The sequence below is a fragment of the Pseudarthrobacter sp. MM222 genome, assembly GCF_947090775.1.
GTDB lineage: Bacteria > Actinomycetota > Actinomycetes > Actinomycetales > Micrococcaceae > Arthrobacter.
In genome coordinates this window covers 181,304-203,555 of the sequence record NZ_OX352321.1, presented here as the reverse complement: position 1 = coordinate 203,555, position 22,252 = coordinate 181,304, and the positions used below count along the sequence as shown (strand labels likewise).

The 22,252-nt window shown below is 65.5% G+C and carries 21 protein-coding genes; 11 read left to right on the top strand and 10 right to left on the bottom strand.

The features are described 5' to 3' along the window. Positions 1-92: 92 nt before the first annotated feature. Entirely contained in the window at positions 93-1,292 is a 1,200-nt protein-coding gene (locus tag OM977_RS00995) for a PucR family transcriptional regulator (protein ID WP_264355709.1), read from the top strand. A 25-nt stretch (positions 1,293-1,317) separates the two neighbouring features. Here the strand turns inward: OM977_RS00995 and OM977_RS00990 are convergent, their stop codons facing one another. Together OM977_RS00990 and OM977_RS00985 are read right to left on the bottom strand one after the other, a co-directional pair. After that, entirely contained in the window at positions 1,318-2,676 is a 1,359-nt protein-coding gene (locus tag OM977_RS00990) for a GAF domain-containing serine/threonine-protein kinase (RefSeq protein WP_264355708.1), read from the bottom strand. Between the two features lie 238 nt (positions 2,677-2,914). Then, complete coding sequence (locus OM977_RS00985) at positions 2,915-4,528, bottom strand: peptide chain release factor 3 (RefSeq protein ID WP_264355707.1); 1,614 nt, start codon at positions 4,526-4,528, stop codon at positions 2,915-2,917. Between the two features lie 331 nt (positions 4,529-4,859). On the opposite strand from OM977_RS00985, the gene disA reads away from it, so the two are divergent. After that, positions 4,860-5,936 (top strand): DNA integrity scanning diadenylate cyclase DisA, encoded by a 1,077-nt coding sequence (gene disA, locus OM977_RS00980; protein WP_264355706.1) that lies wholly within the window; start codon positions 4,860-4,862, stop codon positions 5,934-5,936. 69 nt (positions 5,937-6,005) lie between these two features. Here the strand turns inward: disA and OM977_RS00975 are convergent, their stop codons facing one another. Further along, positions 6,006-6,587, bottom strand: coding sequence for a hypothetical protein (locus OM977_RS00975; protein WP_333473993.1), 582 nt, complete (start codon positions 6,585-6,587; stop codon positions 6,006-6,008). Between the two features lie 265 nt (positions 6,588-6,852). Between OM977_RS00975 and OM977_RS00970 the strand changes: the two genes are divergently transcribed. Beyond that, on the top strand, positions 6,853-7,848 hold the full coding sequence (locus OM977_RS00970; RefSeq protein ID WP_442960738.1) for an A/G-specific adenine glycosylase: 996 nt from the start codon (positions 6,853-6,855) through the stop codon (positions 7,846-7,848). Positions 7,849-8,030: 182 nt separating this feature from the next. Continuing rightward, complete coding sequence (locus OM977_RS00965) at positions 8,031-8,525, top strand: hypothetical protein (protein WP_264355703.1); 495 nt, start codon at positions 8,031-8,033, stop codon at positions 8,523-8,525. Between the two features lie 71 nt (positions 8,526-8,596). Here the strand turns inward: OM977_RS00965 and mmuM are convergent, their stop codons facing one another. After that, the gene (gene mmuM, locus OM977_RS00960; RefSeq protein WP_442960679.1) at positions 8,597-9,616 is read right to left on the bottom strand and encodes a homocysteine S-methyltransferase; all 1,020 of its coding nucleotides are present in this window, start codon (positions 9,614-9,616) and stop codon (positions 8,597-8,599) included. A gap of 81 nt (positions 9,617-9,697) precedes the next feature. On the opposite strand from mmuM, the gene OM977_RS00955 reads away from it, so the two are divergent. The 3 genes from OM977_RS00955 to OM977_RS00945 are packed head-to-tail and all read left to right on the top strand — an operon-like array spanning position 9,698 to position 11,703. Further along, positions 9,698-10,147, top strand: coding sequence for a hypothetical protein (locus OM977_RS00955; RefSeq protein WP_264355702.1), 450 nt, complete (start codon positions 9,698-9,700; stop codon positions 10,145-10,147). Then, a complete protein-coding gene (locus OM977_RS00950; RefSeq protein ID WP_264355701.1) occupies positions 10,144-10,896 on the top strand; it encodes a cyclase family protein in 753 nt (250 codons plus the stop codon). Before OM977_RS00955 ends, OM977_RS00950 begins: the two co-directional genes overlap by 4 nt. A 30-nt stretch (positions 10,897-10,926) precedes the next feature. Then, on the top strand, positions 10,927-11,703 hold the full coding sequence (locus OM977_RS00945; protein ID WP_264355700.1) for an IclR family transcriptional regulator: 777 nt from the start codon (positions 10,927-10,929) through the stop codon (positions 11,701-11,703). Here OM977_RS00945 and OM977_RS00940 read toward each other — a convergent pair. Together OM977_RS00940 and OM977_RS00935 are read right to left on the bottom strand one after the other, a co-directional pair. Next, a complete protein-coding gene (locus OM977_RS00940; RefSeq protein ID WP_264355699.1) occupies positions 11,700-12,500 on the bottom strand; it encodes an IclR family transcriptional regulator in 801 nt (266 codons plus the stop codon). The genes OM977_RS00945 and OM977_RS00940 overlap by 4 nt on opposite strands. Before the next feature lie 391 nt (positions 12,501-12,891). Beyond that, on the bottom strand, positions 12,892-14,331 hold the full coding sequence (locus OM977_RS00935) for an amino acid permease (RefSeq protein WP_264355698.1): 1,440 nt from the start codon (positions 14,329-14,331) through the stop codon (positions 12,892-12,894). A 302-nt stretch (positions 14,332-14,633) separates the two neighbouring features. On the opposite strand from OM977_RS00935, the gene OM977_RS00930 reads away from it, so the two are divergent. From OM977_RS00930 to OM977_RS00920, 3 genes are all read left to right on the top strand, one after another. Continuing rightward, entirely contained in the window at positions 14,634-15,686 is a 1,053-nt protein-coding gene (locus OM977_RS00930) for a homoserine dehydrogenase (protein ID WP_264355697.1), read from the top strand. Beyond that, positions 15,679-17,091 (top strand): aldehyde dehydrogenase family protein, encoded by a 1,413-nt coding sequence (locus OM977_RS00925; protein WP_264355696.1) that lies wholly within the window; start codon positions 15,679-15,681, stop codon positions 17,089-17,091. The genes OM977_RS00930 and OM977_RS00925 overlap by 8 nt, the downstream gene beginning before the upstream one ends. Positions 17,092-17,193: 102 nt before the next feature. Further along, the gene (locus OM977_RS00920) at positions 17,194-18,597 is read left to right on the top strand and encodes an aspartate ammonia-lyase (protein WP_264355695.1); all 1,404 of its coding nucleotides are present in this window, start codon (positions 17,194-17,196) and stop codon (positions 18,595-18,597) included. 5 nt (positions 18,598-18,602) lie between these two features. Here OM977_RS00920 and OM977_RS00915 read toward each other — a convergent pair whose 3' ends face one another. Beyond that, entirely contained in the window at positions 18,603-19,076 is a 474-nt protein-coding gene (locus OM977_RS00915; RefSeq protein ID WP_264355694.1) for an Lrp/AsnC family transcriptional regulator, read from the bottom strand. A 74-nt stretch (positions 19,077-19,150) separates the two neighbouring features. Between OM977_RS00915 and OM977_RS00910 the strand changes: the two genes are divergently transcribed. Next, complete coding sequence (locus tag OM977_RS00910) at positions 19,151-19,891, top strand: HAD hydrolase-like protein (RefSeq protein WP_264355693.1); 741 nt, start codon at positions 19,151-19,153, stop codon at positions 19,889-19,891. On the opposite strand, the gene dhaM is transcribed toward OM977_RS00910, so the two are convergent. The 3 genes from dhaM to dhaK are packed head-to-tail and all read right to left on the bottom strand — an operon-like array spanning position 19,866 to position 22,170. Next, positions 19,866-20,537 carry a dihydroxyacetone kinase phosphoryl donor subunit DhaM gene (dhaM, locus tag OM977_RS00905; protein ID WP_264355692.1) on the bottom strand — a complete coding sequence of 224 codons (672 nt, stop codon included), beginning with the start codon at positions 20,535-20,537 and terminating at the stop codon, positions 19,866-19,868. The genes OM977_RS00910 and dhaM overlap by 26 nt on opposite strands. Continuing rightward, on the bottom strand, positions 20,534-21,166 hold the full coding sequence (dhaL, locus tag OM977_RS00900; RefSeq protein WP_264355691.1) for a dihydroxyacetone kinase subunit DhaL: 633 nt from the start codon (positions 21,164-21,166) through the stop codon (positions 20,534-20,536). Before dhaL ends, dhaM begins: the two co-directional genes overlap by 4 nt. A 2-nt stretch (positions 21,167-21,168) precedes the next feature. Beyond that, a complete protein-coding gene (dhaK, locus tag OM977_RS00895; protein WP_264355690.1) occupies positions 21,169-22,170 on the bottom strand; it encodes a dihydroxyacetone kinase subunit DhaK in 1,002 nt (333 codons plus the stop codon). Positions 22,171-22,252 lie beyond the last annotated feature (82 nt).

Sequence of the window (22,252 nt, the reverse complement as noted above, 5' to 3'; positions counted from 1 at the left end):
GCTTATGTCAGTTTGCGTCATAGTTCTTCACCCAAGGCATACGATCGAATCAAAGAAACTGTCTGTCTGAAACAACTTTACGGATCCTAGCCATGAACTCACCATCCGGACGCGCTGCGGCCCCCAGTTACGACCCGCCTTGGCTGGCGTTGCCGCGGGAGGTCAGCGATATGCTCCGGCCCATGATGCCGGGCATAGTGGAGGCCATCATCGACGCGGTGCCGCAGCTGGTACCCGCCTACGCCCGGCCGATTGAGGGCCGCTTCGGCCGCGGCCTCCGCCGCGGGGTGGCCGCGGCGCTGGACCGCTTCCTGCAGTTGCCCGGGACCAGGCTTCCGGCGTTGTCGGAGGAGAGCCGGCAGCTGGTGGCTGGGCTGGGAAGCGGCGAGTTCCGGCAGGGCAGGAGCATGGACGCGCTGCTGAGCGCCTACCGCATGGGCGCCCGGGTGACGTTCCGGGAGATGTCCCGCGTTTCCGTCGAGCACCATTTGGGGCAGAGCGTCGTGGTGGACCTGGGCGAATCGATTTTGGCCTACATCGACGAACTGTCCGCCGTCAGCGCCGAGGCCTACGCTTTTGAGCAGTCCGAGCGGGCCGGCGCGGTGGACCGGCGCCGCACCGAACTGCTGGATCTGTTGCTGCTGGGTCAGGCGGATGAGGCAGCCCTCCGTCAAAAGGCAGCCCTGGCTGACTGGTCCCTGCCGCCGCGAATGGTGGTGGTGACGCTGCCGCTGGAGCGGGCAGCCGGGCTGCGGCTGCGGCTGGGCGCGGGAACGCTTGTGATCGAACGGGAGACCGACGTCGTCGCCCTGGTTCCGGTGCAGAAGTCCAGTACCGCGCGGGCGCACCTCGAAACGGCGCTGCAGGGCCGCAGCGCCTCCGTGGGTCCGGCCGGCGGCTGGGAGAAAGTCCCCGACTCGCTGCGGCTCGCCGTGCTGGCGGCGTCCGTGTTGGAGCCGCGGGACGGTCCGGAAGACCCGCCGATCTGGGCGGACGACCACCTGGCCCAGGTGATCCTCGGCGCGGAACCGTCCGCCATTACTGAGCTGGCCAACCGCCGTCTGGCACCGCTGGAGGGGCTGCGCCCGGCCCAGCGCGAACGGCTGGCGGAAACACTGCTCTCCTGGCTGCGGCACTGGGGCCAGCGTGCTCCCGTGGCGGCCGAACTCGGCATCCACCCGCAGACCGTCGGCTACCGCGCGGCGCAGCTGCGGGAACTGTTCGGCGACACCCTGGAAGACCCGCGGGCGCGGTTTGAGCTGGAACTGGCGTTACTCGCGGGACGACGCTAGGCCCCCGCGGCCCCGCCCTGCATCCCTAGCGGGCGATCGCTTCCCGGCTCTGCAGCCGCATCTCGAGGTCGTTCATCACGATCGCGGCGAGGTCCTCCAGCATCCGGGTGTCCTCAGCGGTGAACTCCCGCGCCTTCGTGTCCAGGATGCAAAAGGTCCCCAGGTTGTAGCCGTCCGGAGTGCGCAGCGGCACCCCGGCGTAAAACTCGAGCCCGAATTCGCCGGCCACGAGCGGATTGGCGAGCGTGCGGGGGTCCAGGGTGGCGTTCTCGACCACCCAGGCCTCATCCTGCAGGATCGCCGAGGCACACAGCCCGGGGTCCCGGCCGATTTCCGTCACGTCGGTGCCGTGATGGGCCTTGAACCAGATCCGGTCGTGGTCCACCACGCTGACGATCGCGACGGGCACCGAGAACAGGCGGGCCGCCAGGCCCGCGACCCGGTCGAAGACGCCGTCAGCGGGTGTGTCCAGGATCCGGTACCGCTCCACCGCCCGCATGCGCCCTTCCTCGTCTGTGGAAGTCGGGGTCTCATCGAGCCGGTGCCGGCCGGCTCCGTTGATCACTTCCTGCCGCAGTGCCAGGGACACCTCGCGGGCGGCCGGCCGCTCGGAGGGATCACGGGCGAGCATGGAGGACAGCAGCGCTACCCACATCGGGGCGAGTTCTTCCGGGATGTGCGGATCCTGGAGCAACCGCGCGACGGCAGACTGGATCGGAGCCCCCGGGTAAGCCATCTTTCCGGTGAGCCCTTCGAGCAGCACCAAGCCCAGCGAGTAGATGTCGCTGGGCGGGCTGGCGGGTTCGCCCGCGGCCTGTTCAGGACTGAGGTACGCGGGGGTTCCCGACGTTCCGCCCTCGTCGGCGACATGGCCCGCCCCCTGGAGGACCGCTACGCCGAAGTCGCTGAGCTTGGCCCGGGGACGCCGGTCGTCATTGCTGTAGTCGACCAGCAGGATGTTGGCCGGCTTGATGTCCCGATGGACGATGCCGTGGTGGTGCATATAGGAGAGGCCGTCGGCCAGGTCGTGGCCGATGAGAGCCATATGCGCCGCCGAGAGCGGCCCCTGGGCCGCGCGGTGCCGCAGATCCGGACCGCGCACGAGTTCCATCACGAGGTACCTGAGCCTCGCGTCCGGGTCGCTGAGGTCGGCGCCGGCGTCGAACAGTGTCACGAGGGCGTGGTGGCTCATCCCGGCGAGGATGCGGACTTCCTGGCCCTGCTGGCGGGTGCGCTCGACGTCGTCCGCGCCATTGCGAAAGACCTTGACGGCGACCTGACGCTGCAGAAGTTCGTCATGGGCACGGTAGACGGTGGACTGGCTTCCGCGGCCGATGAGTTCTTCAACACGGTACCGGCCGCTCAGCAGGAATCCGGGTTCCATGCTCCGTATGGCTGTGGCCGGCTTCGAAGCCGCCGGCTGGAAAGTCGTGTCAGTCAAGAAGTGTTCGTTGTCCCTTAGTGCGGGTCCCGCCGATGAAGTCGGGCGGGTCAGTCCAAATCGCCGGCAGGATCGCCGGCTCCCGCAGTGTTAGCAAGGTTACTTATGATAACCCGGAAACCGCCCCTGGGAAGCCGTGCAGCACATTTTCCTGAACGTTTCCCGGGACCAGCGGCGACCGCTATTTTGCGGGATTGTGGGTGCCGATCGGCAGCAGCGTCAGGTCCGGATGGTTCTTCTCGATCCTGCGCAGCGCCCAGACGTCGTTGAACAAAGCCAGGTACTCGCCGTCGGAGCGCAGCAGCACCTCGGCACCGGGGACGTTGGCCAGCACCGCCATGGCGTCCGCCGTCGAGATCCGGGCAATCGAATACGGCAACCGCTCCAGCCGCATGGGCGCACTGAAGTCGTGGGCCATGCGGTCTTCGACCACTTCGAACTGCATAGGTCCGACGGCGGCCAGCACCGGGGCCTGGTCACCGCGGATGTCGGAACGGAGGACCTGGATGACGCCTTCGTGCTCCAGCTGCTCGATGCCGCGGCGGAACTGCTTGAAGCGGCTGGGGTCCTTGGACCGGGCCACCTGGAAGTGCTCCGGGGCGAACAAGGGGATGGCGGGGAACTCCACCGGCTGATCCAGGAACAGGCTGTCGCCGACCCGCAGCGACGAGGCATTCACCAGGCCAACGACGTCGCCGGGGAACGCCTCGTCAATGACCTCGCGTTCGCGGCCGAACACCTGCTGGGCATACTTGGTGGCGAAGGACTTCCCGGTCCGGGTCTGGGTGACCACCATGCCGCGCTCGAACATCCCGGAGCAGACCCGGATGAAGGCGACGTGGTCGCGGTGGGCCTTGTTCATGCCGGCCTGGACCTTGAAAACGAACCCGGCAAACGGGGCGTCGACCGGGCGGGGCTCACCTTCGACGTCGGGCCGCGGGGCAGCGGGCGGGGCGAAGTCGACGAGGGCGTCCAGGATCTCCTTCACGCCGAAGTTCAGCGCGGCCGAGCTGAAGAGGATCGGCGTCGCCTTGCCGGCGTGGAAGGCCTCGACGTCGAACGCCAGGTTGGATTCGATGACCAGCCCGGCCTCGTCCACGGCGTTGGACCAGTCATCGCCCTGGCTGGCCGCGGCCTCGTCAGGGGTGAAGTACTCGGTGAGGGCGATGTTGGCGCCGGAGTTGTTGCGCTTGAACTGCGCGAAGCGGTCATTGCGCAGGTCCCAGACGCCGCGGAAGTCGCCGGAGATGCCCACGGCCCAGGTCAGCGGCATGGGCTGCAGCCCGGTGCGCTCGGTGATTTCGTCCATGAGGGCGAGGGCGTCCAGGCCGGGCCGGTCCCACTTGTTGATGACCGTGATGATGGGCAGGTTGCGCTGCTTGCAGACCTCGAAGAGCTTCATGGTCTGGGTTTCCAGGCCCTTCGCGGCGTCGACCAGCATGACGGCGCAGTCCACCGCCGCGAGCACGCGGTAGGTGTCCTCGGAAAAGTCCGCATGGCCCGGGGTGTCCAGGAGGTTGATGACGGTGTCCCGGTAGCCGAACTGGAGCGCGGCGGAGCTGATGGAGATGCCGCGGTCCTTTTCCATCTGCATCCAGTCCGAGACCGTTTCCTTGCGGTTGGCCTTGCCGCTGGAGGCGCCGGCAGTGCCGATCACCTTGGCGTGCAGTGCGAGGGCCTCCGTCAGGGTGGATTTGCCGGCGTCGGGGTGCGAGATCACCGCAAAAGTCCGACGCCGGGCCGCCTGCTTGTGAATCTCCTGGACTCGGGCGGGGCTAAGGACGTCTTGGGACACGGTGCTACTTTCGCTGCGGCGGTGGGGAGGGGAATCGCGCGGAGAGCCCGCGGTCCATCCACGGCTTCCAGTTTATCGCAGGCCGCCGAACTGACGCGAAGCGGGTCCCGGACACCGCCAAAGTGCGGTTTCGGGCGGCGCGCTCCGGGGCCATTCCGGGGCCCCGCGCGCAGGTCTCGAATGGGCCACTTTAAGGCTTGCCTGTGCGGTTGCGGCCCTCCGTTACCTCTATCATGGTGAGAGCGGGGAACCGAGTACTTTTGATCCTGCCGGGAAACACTGGAAACCGGCGTACCTGCGGGCGCTGGCCTGCACCTTTGAAGGGAAATTGATGGCTCGGAGCCCTGAAGATTCACTTAAGGCGACTCTGGGCAGGGTGGCACCGGGCACCGCCCTTCGCGACGGCCTGGAACGCATCCTCCGCGGACGGACCGGTGCGCTGATCGTGCTCGGCATCGACCGGACCATCGAGTCCATCTGTTCCGGCGGCTTCGACATCGGCATCGACTTTTCCCCCACGCGGCTCCGGGAACTGGCCAAGATGGACGGCGCCATCATTTGCGACAAGGACGCCAGCAATATCCTCCGCGCCGCCGTGCAGCTGGTGCCGGACTCCAGCATCGAAACCCAGGAATCAGGAACACGTCACCGCACCGCCGAACGCGTGGCCATCCAGACCGGCGTGCCGGTCATCTCAGTAAGCCAGTCCATGCAGATTATCGCGCTCTACGTGAACGGGCTGCGGCACGTGCTGGAAGGCTCGGAGAAGGTCCTGGCCCGCGCCAACCAGGCCTTGGCCACCCTGGAGCGGTACCGTTCGCGACTGGACCAGGTGACCAGCTCGCTGTCAGCGCTCGAGATCGAGGCGATGGTGACCGTTCGCGACGTTGCGGTCACCCTTCAGCGCCAGGAAATGGTGCGCCGCATCTCCGAGGAGATCTCGCAGTACGTGCTGGAACTTGGTGAGGACGGGCGCCTGCTATCGCTGCAGCTGGACGAACTGACGGTGGGCCGGGGTCCCGGCAGCGATGTCATCATCCGGGACTACTCCGGCGCGGACACCTCCCCCGAAGACATCGACAAAGCCGTCAAGGCCTTGGTCAGCCTCGGCCCCACGGAGCTGATCGACCTTAGCAAGATCGCGGGCATCGTCGGCTTTGCCGGCGGGGAGGCCAACCTCGATGCTGTCGTCCAGCCGCGCGGCTACCGCCTGCTGTCCGGGCTCAAGGCCGTGCCGAAGGCCGTCGCCGACCGCTTGGTGGACCACTTCGGCGGGCTGCAGTTCCTGATGGCGGCCACAATCGATGACCTCATGACCGTGGACGGCATTGGCGACCAGCGTGCCCGCACCGTCCGCGAGGGACTGAGCCGCATGGCTGAAGCCAGTCTGCTGGACAGGTTCCTCTAAACCCCGTCGATTGCTCCGCAACTGCCCTTTTGGGGCCCCAAAAGGGCGTTTACGGAGCAGCGGATGAAATCAGTTGAGCTGGAACACGGCCTTCGGGCTCGTCTTGCTCGCCAGGCGCGCTGTGAAGACGTAGTACGCCCCGCCCGCGCCCGGCTTCGCTTCGATGGGGTCACAGCCCTGGACGGTACGGTTGCGCTGCCACGGGAAGTTGGCCGTCTCGCTCTTGCCCGGCGCGATGGTCTTCATCAGGTCCGTGCTGTCTGCTTGGCAGTCCTGCGAGGAGAAGATCCGGTCCGAGCCGCTGGTGATCAGGAACTCCATCTGCGAGGTTCCGATATTGACCTCGCACGGCATCTTGTTGTTGTTCGTGACCTTGAGACTGAGCAGCGGCTTCTCACCGGCGCCGTAGCTCGGTTTGTCGGTGGAAGCCGTGACGACGATGAGGTTCTGCTGGCAGCCGCTGGCCTCCGTCGACGTGGCGGAGGGCGTGGCGGAGGACGTTGCAGCGGACTGGCTCGGACCAGTTGTCTGGGCACCGGTGGATGTTGCGGCCCCATCCGGAACGGATTGCCCGTCGCCGTTGATGATGCTGGCGACGGCAATGAAGCCGCCCACGACGACGGCGATCACCGCGAGAAGGGCAGCGCCCACCAACAGCCGTCGGCGGCGGAAGACCGGGCTGGCCGGTTTCCGCGCCGGTTTCCGCGCGGGCTTCCTGGCGGGCTTGCGCGCGGCCTGTCCGCTGCCGGAACCCTTCGGTCGTGAACCGCTTGTTCCTGAGTTGCCTTGCCTGCCCATCCTTCTAGGCTAGAGACCCCCGCAGACTATGGGGTCCCACCACGCCGCTGGAGCGGCCACCGCCCGCATCTATTACGCTGATTGGATCAAAGCTTTAGCCGATCCCCCCGCCCTGCCCATGGCCGCGCCACCCGAAAAACCGTCGGGCCCGACGCCCGGCGTCCCGCCCTCGGACGCCGGCGCCTCGCTGGCCGGCCTTCATGCTGCCCTGGACACCTGGTTCGAGTCCCACGCCCGCGATCTCCCGTGGCGGGATGCCGGCTGTTCTGCCTGGGGCGTGCTGGTCAGCGAGATCATGCTGCAGCAGACCCCGGTGGTGCGTGTCCTTCCGGTCTGGGAGGAATGGCTGCGGCGCTGGCCGGAGCCGGCCGACCTGGCCAGGGAGTCCGCAGGTGAAGCCGTCCGTTCGTGGGGCCGGCTCGGCTATCCGCGGCGGGCGCTGCGCCTGCATGCGGCGGCCGTCGCCATCGGGGACAGCCACGGCGGGATGGTCCCTGCCACCTACGCGGAGCTGTTGGGGCTTCCCGGCGTGGGCAGCTACACCGCGGCGGCCGTCGCCGCTTTCGCCTACGGACGCCGCGAAACGGTGGTGGACACCAACATCCGCCGGGTCCATGCACGGTTGTTTGCCGGCACCGCCCTGCCTTCGCAGGCGCTGACCGCCACGGAGATGCGGCTGGCGGGGCAGCTGCTGCCGGACGACGTCGGGGCCTCCGTGCGCTGGAATGCCTCCGTCATGGAGCTCGGCGCCCTGGTTTGCACGGCTCGGGCGCCGAAGTGCGGCGCATGCCCCGTGCGCAGTTCCTGCGCCTGGCTCGCTGCCGGCGAACCGCCGCCGACCTATACGCCGAAAGGCCAGTCCTGGCACGGGACGGACCGCCAGGTCCGCGGCGCCGTGCTGGCCGTCCTCCGCGTGGCCGATGCCCCGGTGCCGCCGGAACTGCTCCAGCGCGCCCCGGCGGACCTTGGCTTCGAGCCGGCCGGGGTCGGCATTCCGTTGGCGGCCCTGCACCGGCTCAATTCCGCACCCGAACAGCTTGAACGTGCGCTGGCCGGCCTGCTGGCCGACGGTCTCGCCGAACTGCACCTTGGCGGTCTCCGGCTACCGGCCTGACCGGGCGTGGGTGCCGCATGGCGGCACGGATGGCGCGGAGGCGCCGCTGTGCAACGGCGGGTGCGGGGCCCGGTGCGCCCGGCACGAACGGGGTGCGGCGGCGGTATGGCGCCCGGCGCCTGGCGCCAGTGCAGGAATCCGGACGGCCTAGCTGGACCGGCCTTCCGGATCTACCCTGAGGCATGCGCAAGTTTGCGGCGGTTCTCGCCCTGGCTGTTGCAGCACTTCCGGCGGCCGGTTGCCAGCCCGAGACGGCTTGCCCGGCGATTGCTCCGGCGCCGGTGGTTGCGTTGACGGTTGCGCGGGACTACGCCGCTACGGTGAAGACCATCCGGCTCCGGGCATGCCAGGAGGGCCGCTGCGTTGAGTCGGAGTTGGAGCTGTTTCCGGGGAGCACCACCGTGGACCAGGGCTGCGAACCGGGCCCGGGTAGCGATAGGGCCTGTTCGGCCACCTCCTCCCCCGATGGGACCCTCACCGGGATGCTGATGTTCGACCGGCTGACTGAGTCCCGGATTGACGCGACGTCCAGCGGTATTGACGTCAGTGGCCTGCCCCTGCCCGTCCGGACGGTGACCTTCACGCCCCGGGTGGCCTACCCGTACGGCCAGCAATGCGGCCGGTTCATCTCTGCGGGACTCATTCTGGATGCGGCCGGGCTCCGGCAGGCGGATTAGCGGCATCCCGCGGGGCGGTGCGCTGCGATCAACCGTAAACCGGACCTACTCCGCCCCCTGGCAGCTTCCGGTCAGGGCCGCACTGACAGTCTGGCCATTGCGGCGATGTCCTGCGGGGTGGTCCGGCAGCATCCGCCGATCAGCCGGGCACCAAGTTCACGCCAGAGGGGCGCCCCCTCCGCAAGGCCTGCAGGCTGTTTACTGCCGGGACCCGATGGGCGGTCCCCGGCCACGGCCGGCCCCCACGTTTTGGTGACTGCGTCATAGCTTTCACCCGAATTCGGATACGCGATCAGCGGCTTCTCGGTGGCGTTGGCCAAGGCCTCCAGGGCTGGAGCGACCAGCTCCAGCGGCACACAGTTCACGCCGATCGCCACGGCGAGCGGCTGCTCCCCGCAAAGCTTTGCCACCTGAGCCAGCGGCGTACCGTCGGCGATGTGGCCGCCGTCCCGCAGCGTGAAGGAGAGCCAGGCTTCGACCTCAAATTCCTTCAGGAGCGCCAAAAGGGCCTCGGCCTCCGGCAATGAAGGCAGCGTCTCGCAGGCAAGAAAGTCAGCTCCCGCCTCCACCAGCGCTGCGATCCGGGGCCGGTGGAACTCCAGGAACTCGTTGTGGCTGAGGAAGTAGTCGCCCCGGTATTCCGACCCGTCGGCGAGGTACGCGCCGTACGGCCCGACCGATCCTGCAACCAGCAGGGTGCCCGTCTCCGGGTTTTCTGCCCGGTGCTCGCGGCGCGCCTCGTCGGCCAGCCGCACACTCAATGCCACCCGTTCCAACGCGTCCTCCTCACCGATGCCGCGCCGCGCAAATCCCAGCGGTGTTGCCTGGTAGCTGGCCGTGATGGCCACCGAGGCACCGGCGCGGAAGTAGTCGCCGTGTACGCGCTTGACGAGCTCCGGCTGTTCCAGAAGGACCTTAGCCGACCACAGCGGGTCTTCCAGATCACAGCCGAGCGCTTCAAGCTCGGTGGCGAGTGCCCCGTCCACAGTCAGGTTCGCTCCAGCATCGAGCATGCGCGACAGCTTGGTGTTTCTGGGCGGATGGATGTGCTGATTCAACATCGACGGCTCCCACATGTGCGTAATGAGCATTTTTCAATGCTTGTAATGACCATCACTCTATGCCAACATGCATTCAGACATCTATTGTGAACCGCTCAGAAAGAGGATTCCTTGAAGATTGAAATGAAATCAGTACGCAAGATGCGGGTGCATTGGCCCATAGTCGCGGAATCCTTCTCGCGGCTCGCCAAGGGCGACGTAGAAGCATTCAGAGAGGAAGCCGGCATCGCGGCCCTGCTTCAGGCTTTGTCGGATTCCCCTGACTTGGGGGATTTTGGCAACTACAGGCATGTCTTCGAATCCGGCCTCGGTTTCGAGGGGTTCACCTGCACCGAAGGCGCAAACCCGACGCTGGGGCAGGTGGGCCAGCGCACAATTTCACCCACTTTTGTCTTTACAACCTATTTCGATGCCGCGCTCGAAGACGCTGCGGTCGAACGCTTCCTGCAGCACATCGTTGATATCCACCCCTGGGAAGTGCCGGTCATCGAACTGACCGGACCCATCAGCGTCTCCAGCACGGCACTTCCGGCCATCCAAGTGAGCGGGGCTGCGTCATGATGGAAGCCACCAGGACCGGGCTGTGGGACGGACTGCGGCCGCTGCTTGCCGGCAGGTCTTTCACCGACCTGACTCACGCCTTCCACCCTGGCCAGCCGCATTTCCCGGCATTCCCCGATGAGATCAGGGAGGCGTTGTTCGACCTGGAGGACGGCGACGGTTTCACCGCTCACCGCTATTCGATCATCGGCCAATGGGGCACGCACGTTGATCCCCCATCGCATTTCATCCGCGGGGGACGGACCCTGGACCAGATTCCGGTCGAGGACATGGTCCTTCCGCTGGTCATCCTCGACATCACCGCCCGGGTCACCGCCGATCCGGACGCGACGCCCACGCTGGAGGACGTCCAGGCATGGGAGCGCCGCAACGGCGCCATCCCAGCCGGGGCCTTTGTGGCCTTGCGGACCGGGTGGAGTCACCGTTGGCCCGACGTTAGCGCCATGGCAAACAGGGATGAGGAGGGTGTCAGCCACACACCAGGCTGGTCGCGCGAAGCCCTTTCCTTCCTCCTTGAGGAGCGGTCAGTTACTGCCGTCGGTCATGAGCAGACGGACACGGACCCGGGGATGGCAACGTCCCGCCAGGATTTCAGCTTGGAAACGTATGTCCTGTCACAGAACCGGTGGCAGATCGAGCTCATGGCGAACTTGCAAGGACTTCCGGAAGCCGGCGCCGCCATCATTGCGAGCTGGCCTAAGCCCCTGAGCGGCAGCGGTTTTCCTGCCCGGGTCTTCGCCATCCACTGACACGCGGGTCAAGTGACTAGAATCGGATCCATGTCTAAGACATCCAGCATGGGCCGGGGAATCATGGCTGTCCTGGCGGTCGGCTCCCGCAACGCAGGAGGCCTTCCTGGCGGAACGGTCGCTGATATAGCAGCCGATCTGGGCAAGGACCGCAGCCAGGTTTCGCGCAGCCTGCGGACCGCCGAGCAGGAGGGGTTCCTGGCACGCGGAGACCACCGGTCCTACTCCCTGAACTGGTCGCTCCTGACCGACGCGCAGCTGTTGACGGAACAACGGTTGCAGACCGACGGCGTGACGGCTTTGGAAGGTTTGGCTGGCGAAACCGATGAAGGTTGCTTCCTTGGAATCCTGAGCGGGGACAGTACCGTCACCATCGGTGAATGTGTCCCGGCAAGCAGCAACATGGTGGGTTCGTGGCTGGGCCGGCCCTATCCGGCATTCTGCAGTGATGCCGGCCAGGCCCTGCTGTGGGAAGCGTCGGACGCCGAGGTCCGGACAATTTTCACCGACGTTGCCTTCGTCCGGCATGGCCCCAATACACCGCTGGATGTCGAGGACTTCCTCTCCCGGCTGCGGGCGGCGCGGGCACGGGGGTATTCCATTGTCGATGAGGAAGCCGAGCCGGGTCTGTATTCCCTGGCCGTTCCGGTCCGGGACTTCAAGGGCGATGTAGTGGCAGCGCTACAGGTCGTAGGAGCCAAAACACGATTGGAGCCCCGCCGGGAGTTTTGCGCCACGGCTCTTGTGTCCTGGGGTAAATGGCTTGAATCGGCGCTGGGTTACCCCTTGCCGCAGAACCTGCTCTAGCCGGCAAGGCCCTTCCGGGCCGTGTCGCCCCGGGTATGGGCCTCCCAGGAGCCCAACCGTTCGGCTGCCGCCATGAGGGCGTTTGCAATGTCATTGGCGCCGGAGTTGATCCCGGCCCCGCTGCCCAGGACGCTGAGCGAGGCCAGAATTGAACCGTCAGCGCTGCGGACGGGAACGGCCAATTCGTACACTCCGTGCTCGAATTCCTCCTCCGCGACAATAAAGCCCCGCGCCCGGTCCCGCTCCATCAGCTGGATCACTTCTTCTGGCGAATGGGCCGCGCCCGGGCCACCAACGCCGATGAAATTGACGTCCTTGAGGAGGGCTTGAACGTCAGGCTGCCGGTCATCCCACAGCAGCGCCCGTCCGGATCCGGTACACCATACGGGTGTCACCATGCCGGGTTTGACGAAGCTCCCGGGAACCGCGTCATTACTGGACGCCCGCAGGAGAATCACGCGGAAGCCATCACGGACGGAGACTCTGGACCTGAGGCCGAAAGAAGCCACGAGGGCCTCGAGTTCCGTTCTTGATTCGCGGACCCAGCCGGCATTCAATGCCGCGGCGAGGCTGAAAAAACGTGGGCCGGTTCGGAACGGGCCCCGCTCGACGCGTTCCAGCAATCCCAGCTCACACAATTCCTGCGTCAACCGGGAGACACGGCTTTGCTCCATGTCCAGCTCGGATGCGAGCTGGGAAACGCCGAGCAGACGTCTGCCCCACTTCTCCCGGTCCGCGACCAGCCGAACTATCCGAAGCCCCTGGGCCATGGACGACGCTTCCGCGGAAGAGTCCATTCTCCATGCTCCTTCCGCCCCGATGACTACGCCTATTCTCACACGCCTTTATTGTTGATCGGGACGCGGTTTCCTTGCGCCCACACGGCGTAGAGCTCCGCTGCGCCCGTGACATCGACAATCGCAACGCGACGGGTGCGGACAAGCACGGCGCCCTGGCTGGCCAGCGCGCGCCGGTGGCCATTTCCGTAACTGCGGACCAACTTTTCCGGCCTCGGCAGCGATCTTGCGCATCTCCCAGGCGCTCGGCGGCGGCAACGAGTTCTTCGATGTCGTGCCGCAGGCCCGTGCGGCTGCTCTTGTGAATTCATGGGATGCCGAAGGACAGCGAGGCGGCCGGGGACGTGGGTCCGCGGCCGCCGCGCTGAGTTGGCGCTGACTGATGATGGAGTTAGGAAGGCTGGTCGGTCCGCGCCTTACGCCCGTATTTGAAGTAGAAGAAGGCGTAACAGGCAGCAACGAAAGAGACTCCGAAATAGAGGGCTGCTACCTGGTTCGGGTCAAAGGCGATGCCGATGAGCGAGATGAGACAGAGAGAGAAGGCCAGGATCGGCACCAGCGGGAACAGCGGGGCCTTGTAGGGAAGGGCGGCGACATCGCCGCCCTTCCTGACGAAGGACCTTCTGTGGAAAAAGCGCGACGCGGTGATGGACATCCAGACCCCGACGACGGCGAAACCGGCGACCGAAACGAGAGCCAGGTAGACCGTTTCGGGTGCAACGACACTGCTGATGAGTGATGCCAGGCCCCCGAGCATGCTGACCGACAGCGCGGTCATGGGGATGCCCCGCCGGGTCAGCTTCTTCAGCGCCCGGGGGGCGTGCCCCTCGTCGGCAAGGGAGTAGAGCATCCGTGCGCAGGAGAAGAGGCCGCTGTTCCCGGCGGAGAGGAGGGCGGTGATGATGACGAAGTTCATGATGTCGGCAGCAAACGGAATGCCGATGGACGAGAAGACCGTCACGAACGGGCTTTCATCCAGCCCGACCTGCTCGAACGGGATGGTAGCTGCAATGACGGCGATCGCCCCGACGAAGAAGATCAGCAGACGGATGACAGTGCTGCGCATGGCTTTGGGGATGCTGGTGGCAGGGTCAGCGGTTTCACCCGCTGCCACGCCGATGAGTTCCGAGCCGGAGAACGCATAAAAGACAGCAAGTGCTGTGACGAGAACACCCGTAAAGCCGTTGGGGAAAAGCCCGCTGGAGGTGTTGAAGTTTTCAAACATGAACGCGTGGCCGGTGCCCTCGCTGAGCGGGTGGAGGCCGAACAGCGCCGCGCCGCCGAGAACGATGAGCACAACGATCGCGCCGACCTTGACGATGGCAAACCAGAACTCGGATTCACCAAAGAACTTGGAAGAAACTGCGTTGAGGCCGAAGAGGATCGCGGCGAAGATGACGCACCAGACCCAGACGTCAACACCGGGGAACCAGCGCTGCATAAGTAGACCGGAGGCTGTGAACTCTGATCCGATGGCCACGGCCCAGCACAGCCAGTAGAGCCAGGCCGTGGTGAAACCGGTGGCCGGCCCGATCGACCTCGCCGCGTAGATATGGAAGGCGCCGGAGACCGGATAGGCGATGGCTAGTTCGCCAAGACATGCCATGACCAGGTACACCACGAAGGCGCCGATCAGATACGCGATGACCGCCCCGAGCGGCCCGGCCTGGGAAATGGTGTAGCCCGAGCTCAGGAACAGCCCGGAGCCGATCACCCCGCCCATGGCGATCATGACCAGGTGCCGCGCCCCCATGGAACGCCGGAGCCCGGAATCGGTGGTCGGGGGAATCGGGGGTTGCAGGGCTAGCTGGACTGGTGCTGAGGGTTCCATGGTTTCTCCCAGGTAAGCGGACGGGTCTGATGCGAAGACTTCGCACATTGCCACCGGCGCTTCGGACAAGGCTGGCTCGGGCTGTGCAATGGCGGTAGTGACGAAAGTAACACGAAAACCCCATTTTGGTCATTAAAAACATTTCAACATGTCTATGTTGAGCGAAGGTTACATTTGGTGTCGATGTCGAACCGGCAGGCGAATGGTCGATTAGACCTGTCATTGAGTCACATCCACATGTACTGACGGACATGGAATGCGGCCAGCATTGGATGACCGATGTACCTGACTGAAGGAGCACCATGACCACCTACGACATTGCGCTGATCGGCTTCGGCGGCGTCAACAGGACCCTCGCCGAACTGATCGCAACACGCGGCGACGCATTCCGATCCGAGCTGGGCTTCGGCCTGCGGGTAGTGGCCATCACTGACCTGCGCCTCGGCTCACTGATCCAGCCCGAGGGCATCGACCTCGCGTCCGCCCTTAACCTGGACGGGGCCAGCGAAACGTTCGCCGCGTTCGGCGGATCCGCGGACACCAACAACGAATCAGTAATCCGCACCTGCACCGCCGACATTATCTGCGAGGCCACCTTCACCAACCCTGAAGACGGCGAACCAGCTGTTTCCCACGTGCGATGGGCACTGGAATCCGGCAAGAGCGTCTGCACCACCAACAAGGGCCCGGTGGCCCTCCGCGGTGCCGAGCTGACCGCCCTGGCCGAACAGCACGGCGTGCACTTCGAGTTCGAAGGCGCCGTCATGAGCGGCACTCCCGTCATCCGCCTGGCCAAGAAGATGTTCGCGGGGCTGAAGCTGAACGGCTTCGAAGGCATCCTCAACGGCACCAGCAACTATGTGCTCGGGCGCATGGAAGCCGGACTGGACTTTGAAGCGGCAATCGCCGAGGCACAGGAGCTTGGCTACGCCGAGGCAAACCCCGCAGCAGACATCGAGGGTTACGACGTTCAGCTCAAGGTTCTTATCCTCGCCAACGAACTGCTCGATGCCGGCATCGAGCTCAAGGACGTTCAGCGCCAGGGAATGTCGACCGTGACGCCGGAGAACATTCAGAAGGCAGCCCGCGAGGGACGCCGCTGGAAGCTCGTCGGTGCAGCGCGGCGGAACCCGGACGGATCAGTGACCGCAGGCGTATCCCCCGTAGCGCTCCCCCTCGGCCATGGGCTGGCCGGGGTTTCCGGCGCAACCAATGCCGTGTCTTTCGACACCGACCTTTTGGGGGCAGTAACAGTCTCAGGACCAGGAGCCGGCCGGGTGGAGACCGCCTACGCCCTACTCTCCGACATCATCGCCATGCACGCAGCCAAGACGGGAGTGGCCGCAAATGTCTGAATCCGCGCTGTGTTCGACGGAAACAATGCTGCCGCAGTTCCGTGATGTGACCAGCCCCTACGACGGCAGAGTTGTCGGCGCGGTTTCGCTGACCGAAGCCAACGCCGGCAATGCCCTCATCGAAATAGCCCGCGTCGGCGCCCGGAAGGCAAGGGCCCTGTCCCGCAACGCACGTGGCAAGATACTGGACGGCGCCGCAACGGAGATCGAGCAGCGGACCGAAGAGTTCGCGCAGACGATTGTGGCCGAGGCCGGGAAAACGATCCGCCAGGCGCGCAAGGAAGTGCTCCGTGCGGTCAACACGCTCCGCCTCTCTGCCGCCGAAGCGCGCCGGAATGCTGGCGAAGTCATCCCCTTTGACTCGTATGAGGGCTCTGAGGACCGCACCGGATGGTACTCACGCGAGCCATTGGGCATCATTGCCGCGATCACTCCCTTCAACGACCCCCTCAACCTGGTGGCACACAAAATCGGTCCGGCACTCGCCGGAGGAAACGCCGTGATCCTCAAGCCCTCTGCGCTGACTCCCCTGTCGGCCCAGCTGCTCACGGACGCCCTCATGGGCGCCGGACTCCCGCCCGAGGCCCTGATAATTGTTCATGGCGACCGGGAATTGGCCGAATCAATCATCAGATCCCGGGACGTACGAATGGTGTCCTTCACGGGCGGTTTCTCCACAGGTGAGAGCATCGCCCGCACCGCAGGCCTGAAGAAGCTCAGCATGGATCTCGGCGGCAACGCGCCCGTGATTGTCCTGGATGACGCCCCCATCCAGAATGCAGTGGACTCCTGCGTCTCCGGGGCGTTTTGGGCCGCCGGCCAGAACTGTGTGGGAGTGCAGCGGATCCTCGTAGCCGCGCCGGTGTACGGCGAATTCCGCCGGCGCTTCCTGGAAGCAACGGCGCATTTGGTAAGCGGAGACCCATCGGACGAACGCACGGATGTGGGGCCCATGATCAGCCGCACTGCACTGCAGGAGCTTCAGACCAAGCTGGATGCAGCCCTCGACGCCGGCGCTCTCCTGCTCGCAGGCAACATCGCGGAGGGTAACGTGCTTGAGCCGACCGTCCTGGAGGCAGTCCCGTCGGACAGCAGCCTGTGGAGGAACGAGGTCTTCGGGCCTGTGGTCATGCTCCGTAAGTTTGACACTTTTGAAGAAGCCATCGACGTCGCCAATGCCATCGAATTCAGCCTTCACGCGGGCATCTTCACCGACTCCCTGGCCAGGGCCATGGACGCGGCCCGGCAGCTGGAAGCAGGGGGCGTCATGATCAACGATTCCTCTGATTACCGGTTCGACGGCATGCCGTTCGGCGGCGCCAAGTACGGGAGCATGGGCCGGGAGGGCGTCCATTTCGCGTATGAGGAAATGACCCAGCCAAAAGTGATCTGCATCAAAAGCTGACCTAACTGGAGGGGCGCGGGCCGGGTCTGGCGCCCCTCCGGTTCCGAGCTCGCGGCAAGCAACCAGGGCGCCACTCAAACTTCTCCCAGAGGATGAAAAACCATGACCACCCGCATCGAAACGGATTCACTCGGAAACGTTCCTGTACCTGCCGCAGCCTATTGGGGAGCACACACCGCCCGGGCCTTGGAGAACTTCACCATCAGTGGGATTCCAGTCTCCCGGCATCCGCAGCTGGTGCGAGCCCTGGCAATGATCAAGAACGCTGCGGCGCAGGCCAACTGCGAACTTGGCATCCTCAACCCGCGGCAAGCGGCAGCGATCCGCGAAGCCTGCCAGGAGATCCAGGACGGACGCCACCACGAACAGTTCTGTGTAGACGTGATTCAGGGCGGTGCCGGCACGAGCACAAACATGAATGCCAACGAGGTGATAGCGAACCTGGCACTGGAAAAACTGGGCCACCGGCGCGGCGACTACGAGCATCTGCATCCGATTGATCACGTCAACCGGTGCCAATCCACCAACGACACCTACCCGACGGCGATCAAACTGGCACTGATTTTCGCTACCGCGGAACTCAACCACGAGCTGGGCAAACTTGCCGAATCCGCCCGCAGCAAGGGCACCGAATTTGCCGCCGTCGTAAAGATGGGCAGAACACAGCTTCAGGACGCCGTTCCAATGACTCTTGGACAGGAGTTCAATGCCTTCGCCGCGACGCTGGAAGAAGACCGATCCAGACTTGTGGAATCCACAGCGCTGATGCGCGAATGCAGTCTTGGCGCCACCGCCATCGGGACCGGCATCACAGCCCCAGCCGGGTATCAGCAACTCGTACTTCGGGCGCTGACCGAGGTCTCCGGCGTCCCGTTGGTTCCCGCCGCTGACCTCATCGAAGCGACGTCCGACGTCGGCGTTTTCATGCACCTGTCGGGCATGCTGAAACGCACGGCCATAAAGCTCTCCAAAATCAGCAGCGACCTTCGGCTGCTGTCGAGCGGCCCGCAGAACGGTTTCGGGGAGATTATTCTGCCGCCGCGCCAGGCCGGGTCATCAATCATGCCGGGAAAGGTCAACCCCGTCATCCCGGAGGCCATGAATCAGATTGCCTTCGTGGTCGCCGGAGCTGACACAACGGTGACCATGGCTGCAGACAACGGGCAACTCCAGCTCAATGCCTTCGAACCTGTCATTGCTCATGCCCTTCTTCAAAGCGTTTCCTGGCTCGAACAGGGGGCCCGCATTCTTCGTTGTTACTGCATGGAGGGCATTGAGGCGAACACCGGACGGCTCGCCCGCCAGACGGCAGCCTCGGCCGGCCTGGCAACGGCCCTAATACCGGCCATCGGCTATGCAGCAGCAGCAGCGGTGGCTAAGGAAGCCCTCCGGGATGGATCGACCATCCTGGACGTCGTCGCCGGCAGGAATCTTTTGGACAGGCACGCAGCCCAGTTACTGCTCGAATCCGCCGTGCTGCCTGTCAGAAGCGCGGAAATGGTCTGACTTGATCAATTGCCCTCAGTGGCCCGGGCGTCTCCGGCGCCCCGCCTGATGTAACTGGAAAGCGTCATGGCCGTCACCGTATCCGCTACGCCTGGTATGGCCGCGATCTGCTCCCAGATCTCCTGAACCCTTTCCAGCGAGCGTGCCTCAACCCTCACGAGCAGATCAAAGTCACCGCTTACAACATCACACAGCACCACTTCAGGAATCGATCGCAACACGGTGACGACTTCCGCCCCCCGCACCCGGTCCTTCCTGTAGACCATCAGGAAAGCCGAGACCGGGCCCTGGCCCGGCGGGCCGGCAACAATCGTGTACCCCTGGATATATCCCTGCCGCTCCATCCGTTCGATCCGCTGGCGCACAGCATTTCTGGAAAGGAGGACCTTGCCCGCCAGCTCCGCATGGCTTATGCGGGCGTTCTTCGTGAGCTCCGCAAGAATCCTCTGATCTATCTGATCAAGACTCACCCGATCCATGCCTACCCTTCACAGCGATAATCCGCCGGGGCAACCGGAACGGAACCAACTTCAAGACCGAAAGCCCTCGAAAAATGACACTTCTGAACCCGACCGGGCACTCACTCACTGGCATCAGCTGCATCTTGTTCGACATGGACGGAACCCTCCTGGATTCAGCACCCGGGGTTACAGCAAGCGCCGCCCGAGCTCTGGCAGCTGTAGGCGCGCCCGTCCCCGCTTTGGACCAGTTGCGCCGATTCGTCGGCCCGCCGATGATCGAGTCCTTCCGGACCGTCTCACAACTCGACGAGAAAACCGCCCAAAAGGCCCTCCAACATTACCGCAAATCGTACGCCGATCATGGCGCGGAGCAGTCCGGCCCCTGCGACGGGATCCTGGACCTGCTTGAACAGCTGCACTCGGCCGGCGCCCCAATGGCTGTAGCCACTTCGAAGGTGGAAGACCAGGCAATAAGACTCGCACGAAGGTTCGGAATGGAAGGCCATTTCATCAACGTCTGCGGAGCATCGGACGCCGAGGGAAGATCGAGCAAGGCGGACGTCATCGCCGAATTGCTGCTCCGGCTCCAGTCCGACGGCGTGGACACCTCCAGTCCCGTGATGGTCGGAGACCGAAGCTACGACGTCGCGGGGGCAGCCACGCACGGCATCCCTACGATATTCGCGCTCTGGGGATACGGGGACGCCGCGGAAGCGTCGCACGCGGCCGCCGTTGCTCCCTCCCCTGCGGCGGTGCTGCCGCTGATCCTGAACAATGCGGAGTTCCTTGCGCGGTCAGAATTAGCGGTTACGGCTCTCCGAAGCCGGATGTGATCAACCCGCCCAGATAGTCCACGGCCTTGGCGGCATCCGGGCCGCTGGCTTCGACGTGCAGCACGGTCCCCCGCCCCGCCCCGAGCATCATCAGCTCCGTCATCGACGAACCGTCGGCGCCGTTCACGGTCACCTCGGCGTCCAGGCCGGACAGCCCACCTGCGATCTTGGCCGCCGGACGGGCATGCATCCCGGCTTGGTTCACCAGCTCAAAGTCGGCGGCGGCTTCCGGCGGCTGCCGGTGCTCGTGCATGTGCTCAGGCGCGGCCGGAGGCCGGCAGACAGCTTCCGCCGCTTCCTTGACCGCAGCGGCGTCGCCACCCACCTGGGCGGCAACGGCAGCAGCCACAAGCCCCTCCACCAGGGGCGCGTCAGCCAGCAACACGGAGGCGGGGTCTGCGGCGAATTCCACGGCGGATTCCGCGGTCATGACGGCGGAACCGAGATCGGTCAGGACCACGACGCCGTCGCCCCCGGCCGCCTGCTCCAGCGCCGCCATCACGCGTTCCAGGCTTGTGCCGATCCGGCCGTCGTCGGTGCCTCCGGCTGGGATGATCAAAACGTCGGGCGCCATCTGGGCGGCAAGTTCCACGGCGCCGTCGGCGATCTTCCCGCTGTGGGAGACGACGACGAGCCCGACCGTCACGCGGTGGCTCCGACGGCGGCGCGCAGGATCAGGGCGGTGGAGACTGCGCCCGGGTCCCGGTGCCCGATGCTGCGCTCGCCCAGGTAGCTGGCGCGCCCTTTGCGGGCCTCCATCGGGTCGGTGGACACTGCTCCTGCCTCCGCCGCTTCCGCTGCGGCGTCCAGCACCTTGCGGACGTCGCCGTCGGATGCGGCGGCGGCTGCCGTGGCGGCGTCGACGGCCGGCGTCCAGGCGTCCACCATCGTCTTGTCACCGGGCTCGGCCTTTCCGCGGGCGACGATGCCGTCCCGGGCGGCCTGCAGTGCCGCCACCAAGGTCGCGGCGTCGATCTCGGCGTGGTCGCCCAGCGCCGTGGCGGCCCGCAGGAACGCGGTGCCGTAGAGCGGACCGGCGGCTCCCCCGACTTTGGACATCAGTGTCATGGCCGTCAGCTTCAGAGCGGCCCCCGGGGTTTCCGGAGGCGTCTCGGCAAGTTTCGCGGTCACCGCTTTGAAGCCGCGGTCCATGTTCTCGCCATGGTCCGAATCGCCGATCGGCCGGTCCAGTTCGATCAATTCCTCGCGGTGGTCAGCCATCGCCTGCGCGGAGAGGGCCAGCCACTGCAGGGCCCAGTTGAGGTCCAGGCCCACGGTCAGGCACCCCAGCGGAGTGCCGGAGTGTGGACGGGCGCGTCCCAAAGGGCTGTCATTTCGTCGTCGAGGCGCAGGACCGTGATGGAGCAGCCCTGCATCTCCAGGGACGTGATGTAGTTGCCCACGAGCGAACGCGCCACCGTGACGCCCTTCTCGGCCAGCTGCTGCGCGGCCCGGCGGTAGACGATGTACAGCTCGCTTTGCGGGGTGCCTCCCATGCCGTTCACGAAGAGGAGCACGTTGTCCCCGGAGGCCAGCCCGAGGTCGCTGACGACGGGCTCCAACAGCCGGTCAGTGATGCCGTCAGCGTTTTCCATCGGGATGCGGTGCCGGCCCGGCTCGCCGTGGATGCCGATTCCGATTTCAATTTCGTTTTCCTCGAGGACGAAGCTGGGTGCCCCGGCGTGCGGGACGGTGCAGGCCGTCAGCGCCACGCCCATGCTGCGGACGTTCTGGTTCACCCGGTCACCGATGGCGGCGACGGCGTCGAGGTTGTCCCCTCGCTCGGCGGCCGCGCCGGCGATTTTCTCCACCAGCACCGTGCCGCCCACGCCCCGCCTGCCGGCGGTGTACAGCGAGTCCTGCACGGCGACGTCGTCGTTGACCAGCACGGTGCGGACCTCCACTCCCTCCGCCTGCGCAAGTTCCGCTGCCGTCTCGAAGTTGAGGACGTCCCCGGTGTAATTCTTCACGATATGGACGACGCCGGCGCCGGAGTTGACGGCCAGCGTAGCGGGAAGGATCTGGTCCGGGGCAGGCGAGGTGAAGACGGCGCCGGGCACAGCGGCGTCGAGCATTCCCTTCCCCACGTAACCGCCATGCAGGGGCTCGTGGCCGCTGCCGCCGCCGGAGACCAGCCCCACCTTCCCGGCCACCGGGGCGTCCTTGCGAACGATGTATTTCGGGTCCGCAAAGACGGTCACCAGGTCGGCATGGGCAAGCCCGAACCCTTCCACTGACTCGTCAACCACGGCCCGGGGATCATTGATGAGCTTCTTCATGGCTGTGCTCCCTGGCTGGTGTCCTGGCTGCTTGGTTAGACCCTACTACCGGGGTCTTGTCCGCGAAAGGCTCCGGGCGCGC